Annotated in this window: 6 protein-coding genes; all 6 read right to left on the reverse strand. The window is 53.2% G+C overall.

What is annotated here, in order from left to right:
- A partial coding sequence (gene secM, locus LDK53_RS10520) for a secA translation cis-regulator SecM (RefSeq protein WP_225286970.1) occupies nucleotides 1-349 on the reverse strand: 349 nt, incomplete at its 3' end.
- A gap of 280 nt (nucleotides 350-629) precedes the next feature.
- On the reverse strand, nucleotides 630-1,547 hold the full coding sequence (gene lpxC / locus LDK53_RS10525) for a UDP-3-O-acyl-N-acetylglucosamine deacetylase (RefSeq protein ID WP_025756758.1): 918 nt from the start codon (nucleotides 1,545-1,547) through the stop codon (nucleotides 630-632).
- 101 nt (nucleotides 1,548-1,648) lie between these two features.
- Nucleotides 1,649-2,800 (reverse strand): cell division protein FtsZ, encoded by a 1,152-nt coding sequence (ftsZ, locus tag LDK53_RS10530; RefSeq protein ID WP_008501978.1) that lies wholly within the window; start codon nucleotides 2,798-2,800, stop codon nucleotides 1,649-1,651.
- 63 nt (nucleotides 2,801-2,863) lie between these two features.
- Nucleotides 2,864-4,120: a cell division protein FtsA gene (gene ftsA, locus LDK53_RS10535; protein WP_025756757.1), complete on the reverse strand. Its 1,257-nt coding sequence runs from the start codon at nucleotides 4,118-4,120 to the stop codon at nucleotides 2,864-2,866.
- Nucleotides 4,117-4,959: a cell division protein FtsQ gene (gene ftsQ / locus LDK53_RS10540; RefSeq protein WP_025756756.1), complete on the reverse strand. Its 843-nt coding sequence runs from the start codon at nucleotides 4,957-4,959 to the stop codon at nucleotides 4,117-4,119. The genes ftsA and ftsQ overlap by 4 nt, the downstream gene beginning before the upstream one ends.
- 1 nt (nucleotide 4,960) lies before the next feature.
- The coding region (locus LDK53_RS10545) for a D-alanine--D-alanine ligase (RefSeq protein WP_225286981.1) at nucleotides 4,961-5,688 on the reverse strand (728 nt) is incomplete at its 5' end.

The raw sequence follows: 5,688 nt of genomic DNA on the forward strand, positions 1-5,688 counted from the left end.
CCAGCAGGGCAAGATGCTGCGCCTGCACCGGCAGCGTCTCTTCAGCAACAGGCATTGCCTGCGGTGCCATTGCAAATGACAGATGACGAATTACCGTTCGGATTGCATGCTGGTGCCAGTAATCAACGGAGAAATTCGGGCGGCGATTGGCTTCAAGCCACGCAAGGTTAGTAAAGTTAACTCGCGTGTTGAGATCGTGTTTGGTTGTGGAGGTCTTCGCCGGCGTCGCCGCTTCGGCACTGTTGCTGAGCACAGGCAAGCCGAGACTCGCCGCGACCATCCCTAATAAGAGATGCGGCCAGAAGTAACGTCTGCCAAATTGTCGCCAGCGCGTCAGTATTCCGCTCACTTGCTCCACCACATAAGCCAGCCCGGTACAGGCTGAATTCAGTTATTTTTTTAAGCGCCCAGATATTACCACTAAAGCCAATACACATCAGCAGGAATGAGGTGCCGCCGCGGGGAAAAACGGTCAAGAATGCAGCTAACGCACACATTTTCTGCGCAGAGTAAATAAGGGATAACGCAAGGGGCAATCAACGAAGGGTAAAAATAAAAACGACTGGTCTTCCTGGTCGGAGAGAGTACTAGGTTAACCAGTCGATTTTTTTACGAAACGGGATGAACCGTTACGCCAGAACCATGTTCGGTGCTTTGAAAGCCAGCGGCAGTTCCGCTTCGTCTTCAAAGGTCACATATTCCCAGGCTTCCTGTTTTGCCAGGACGGCCTGCAACAGTTTGTTGTTCAGTGCATGACCGGATTTGAACGCGGTAAATGCACCAATGATGTTGTGACCACACATGAACAGGTCGCCGATAGCATCCAGCATTTTGTGACGAACGAATTCATCTTCGAAACGCAGGCCGTCTTCGTTCAGTACGCGATAATCGTCAACAACGATGGCACAATCGAAGCTGCCGCCCAGGCACAGGCCGCGGGACTGCAGATATTCGATATCACGCATGAAGCCGAATGTACGGGCTCGGCTGATCTGACGCATAAACGCATCAGCAGAGAAGTTCATCGCATAGCGTTGGGTGCTTGCATCAATCGCCGGATGGTTAAAGTCGATGGTAAAGTCCAACGAGAAACCATTGTACGGTTTGAATTCAGCCCATTTGTCGCCATCTTCGACGCGAACGGTCTCTTTGATGCGAACAAATTTCTTCGCGCAGTTCAGTTCTTCGATGCCGGCATCCAGCAACAGATAAACGAACGGTGCAGCACTGCCATCCATAATCGGGATTTCTGGCGCATCGACTTCAACAATAATGTTGTCGATACCCAGACCCGCCAGGGCGGCGTTCAGGTGCTCTACGGTAGAAATCCGCACGTCATGCTCGTTCACCAGACAAGTACAGAGCATAGTATCACGCACAGATTTGGCATCGGCCGGAAAATCTACCGGTGGATTCAAGTCAGTGCGACGATAGATGACCCCGGTATTGGCCGGCGCAGGGCGTAACGTCAGTGTGACTTTCTTGCCGGTATGTAAACCGACACCCGTCGCCTGAACGATACGTTTAAGTGTCCTTTGTTTGATCATCGTATAATCTCGCCAAATTAACTATCCAACCGAGAGTGTATATCACTAACGGTGGGCCAGTTTAGCACAAAGAGCGCAAATCCCCAAATTCCAGCCAATTCTTAGTCAGCTTGCTTACGCAGGAACGCCGGGATATCCAGATAATCTGGCTCTTTCGCCGTTTGCGGCGTTGGGTCGTTCACCACCTTCGCGGCCGGTTTCTGCTCCTGAGTCAGAGGAGACATTCCGTGCTGCTGGTAACGATCCATTACCGGTTGCTGAGTCTGTTTGTTGGTCACAAGGGTGATCTCAGGACGCTTGTCCATGCCGATACCGGTCGCCACAACAGTCACGCGCAGTTCGTCGTTCATTTCAGGGTCAAGAGACGTACCGATTACCACCGTCGCATTGTCAGAGGCGAACGCACGGATGGTATTACCCACGGTTTCGAACTCATCCAGACGCAGGTCAAAGCCAGCGGTAATGTTGACCAGCACACCGCGCGCGCCAGACAGATCGATATCTTCCAGCAGTGGAGAAGAGATAGCCATTTCAGCCGCTTCTTCTGCACGGTCTTCACCGCTCGCCACGCCAGAGCCCATCATCGCGTAGCCCATTTCGGACATCACGGTGCGAACGTCAGCAAAGTCAACGTTCATCAGGCCAGGACGGGTAATCAGTTCAGCGATGCCCTGCACCGCGCCTTTCAGCACGTCGTTTGCTGCACCGAACGCGTCCAGCAGAGAGATACCGCGACCCAGAACTTTCAACAGCTTGTCGTTCGGGATGGTGATCAGTGAGTCCACATGCTTGGACAGCTCGGTGATACCCTGCTCCGCGAAGGCCATACGCTTCTTGCCTTCAAAATTGAAAGGCTTGGTCACGACAGCAACGGTCAGGATCCCTAAATCTTTCGCCACTTCAGCCACAACAGGTGCTGCGCCGGTACCGGTACCGCCACCCATACCTGCTGCGATGAAGACCATGTCCGCACCTTCCAGTGCAGCACGCAGCGCTTCGCGATCTTCTTCAGCCGCATTGCGACCCACTTCCGGGTTAGCCCCGGCTCCCAGCCCTTTGGTGATACCACCGCCGATCTGGATAGTCTGGCCTACAGCCGTCTTACGCAGTGCCTGTGCATCGGTGTTAACTGCAAAAAATTCAACACCTTCAATGCGTTCACGCACCATATGCTCTACGGCGTTACCGCCGCCGCCACCGACGCCGATGACTTTAATCACCGCGTCGTTGGTCAGTTCCATAGGTTCAAACATAATTTCTCTCTCCGTTGTGCCTGTCGCCCGAGACCGCTAATTCTCTCCGGTCTCTTAAAAAAATTAAAACTCTTTTCGCAGCCAGTTGTTCAGTCGTTTGACCCACGACCCCACTGAGACGCGTTTTTCCACTTCTGCTTCACCACTGAGATGCGTTTCCTTCCCGTAGTGGAGCAGGCCAACAGCCGTTGAATAATACGGCTCCTGAGCATAATCCGTTAAACCGGTGATATTCAGCGGCGCGCCAATACGTACTTGCGTATGGAACACGCGCTGCGCACAGGCCGCAAGACCTTCAATTTGCGCTGCACCGCCGGTTAATACAATCCCCGCCGCAAGATGATGTTTCACGCCCTGCTGACGAAGCTGTTCCTGTAACTGTAAAATCTCTTCGTTGACAAGGTTGAGCAGCTCGGTATAGCGCGGCTCAATGACCTCTGCCAACGTCTGGCGCTGCAGGCTACGCGGTGGACGACCACCGACGCTTGGTACTTCAACGCTCTCATCTTTGCCAACGATAGACCCCAGCGCACAGCCATGACGCACTTTGATCGCTTCTGCATCGCTCGGTGGCGTACCGAAAGCGTAAGCGATATCGCTGGTCACCACGTTCCCCGCATAAGGGATCACTTTTGTGTGGCGCAGCGCACCGCCGGTATACACGGCCATGTCCATTGTACCACCACCAATATCGACCACACAGACGCCCAGTTCACGTTCATCTTCGGTCAGCACGGAATAACTTGCTGCAAGACCGGCGAAAATAAGTTGGTCAACTTTCAGGCCACAACGTTCAACGGCTTTTACAATGTTCTTCGCCATATCGTTGTGACATGTGATCAGGTGCACTTTTGCCTGCATACGTACGCCGGAGAGACCGACCGGGTTTTTAATGCCTTCCTGGTAGTCAATCGCGTATTCCTGCGGGATCACATGCAGCACGCGATGCTCATCGCGCACGCGCACGGACTTCGCCGTATGCACAACATTTTCAACGTCTTCCTGCGTCACTTCTTCTTCGGAAATCGGCACCATACCGATTTCGTTCTGGCAGCTAATGTGCTTGCCAGAAAGGGCCAGATAGACAGAAGAAATCTGGCAATCGGCCATCAATTCAGCCTGATCGATGGCGCGCTGGACGCATTTCACCACCGATTCAAGATCGTTTACCCCACCTTTATCCATACCACGGGACGGGCAACTGCCTACGCCAATGATATTGACCATACCGTCGGGCAGAACTTCCCCTACTAAAGCGGCAACCTTCGCGGTGCCAATCTCCAGTCCAACTACCAGTTTTCTGTCCGTCGCCTTGATCATTGTTGTTCTGCCTGTACCTGTGCCTGATTCTGTTGCTGATTAGGTTCCTCGACCGGAGCCGGTACCCAACCGACTGCTGCGCCTGAGTCATAGCGCAAATCAACGTAGCTTATCCGTTTGCCGTCAGTCTGTGCCTGCTGCTGTAAAACCGGGTAAAGTTCTACAAAACGCGCCAGACGCTTCATTGTGTCCCCGCGACCCAGGTTGAGCTTAATGCCGTTCGTTAACGTCAACTGCCAGGAGCGGCGCGCCGTCATCGCAGCATCTTTTAACGTAAACCTGTCCTTCGCCAGCACCTGACCCATTTCACGAAAACCCTGTAACACTTCGTTTTCGCTACCTTCAGGGCCATACAACATCGGTAAATTTTGCTTGTTGACACGATCGGCCGGGACGCTGAAGGAATTTCCGTCTACGTCAACCATGTGCTGATCATTCCAACGCGCAATGGGCACATATTCAACCAGATGAATCTTCAATTCATCAGGCCATTGCTTTCTTACACTCGCCTGTTTTATCCATGGCAGACGTTCAATCTGGCTCTGGATAATATTAACGTCCTGAGTCATAAAGGTGCCGGGCGACCCCAGCGCCAGAATTGACTGGCGAATATCATCGTTACGCGTGTAGTGGCGCTCACCGGTGACCACCAGCTTAGAAAGTGGCAACCGCTGCGCATCTTCCATCCAGCCCAGTACCATCCAGCCGCTGATAAACACGGTGCACAGCACCCCGAGCAGGAAAATAATGCCTGCAAGACGCGTTCCATTACTCCGGCGTGAAGAGGCGTATTCTTCTTCGTCATCGCGGTTGCGCGTGTTCAATGCAGCCTGAGACATATCAGCCCGCCTGGTCCAGAATGCGTACGACTAACTGCGAGAAACTCATCCCCGCCTGACGAGCGGCCATCGGCACAAGGCTGTGGCTGGTCATTCCCGGGGACGTATTCGCTTCCAGCAGATAAAATTGTCCATCACGGTCCTGCATCACGTCGATGCGTCCCCAGCCGCGACAACCCAGAATATGCCAGGCTTTAAGCACCAGGGACTGTAATTCTGCTTCACGCTCAGCATCCAGACCACAAGGGCAGAAATATTGCGTCTCATCAGAGAGATACTTTGCCTCATAATCATAGAAGGTTCCGGCCGGTTGGATACGGATTGACGGTAAAATTTCTTCACCAAGCATTGCGACGGTAAATTCCGGCCCGCTGAGCCATTTTTCAATCAGAACTTCTTCATCATGTTGAAATGCCAGCGCTAAAGCGGAGGCTAAATCGTCAGCTTTGTCGACTTTAGACATCCCCACGCTCGACCCTTCCCGGCTCGGCTTTACAATAACCGGTAAGCCCAGTTCCGCAATGCGTGTATTAACGCTATCCGGAAGGCCCAATTCAAATTCGCGACGCGTCAGTGCCACCCACGGCGCAACCGGTAATCCCGCGCCCTGCCACAGTAACTTACTGCGCAGTTTATCCATAGAGATGGCAGATGCCATCACGCCACTACCGGTGTACGGCATGCCGATTAATTCCAGCAATCCCTGCAGGGTACCGTCTTCCCCCCCCC

Source organism: Enterobacter sp. K16B (assembly GCF_020216105.1).
Lineage (GTDB): Bacteria > Pseudomonadota > Gammaproteobacteria > Enterobacterales > Enterobacteriaceae > Enterobacter > Enterobacter sichuanensis.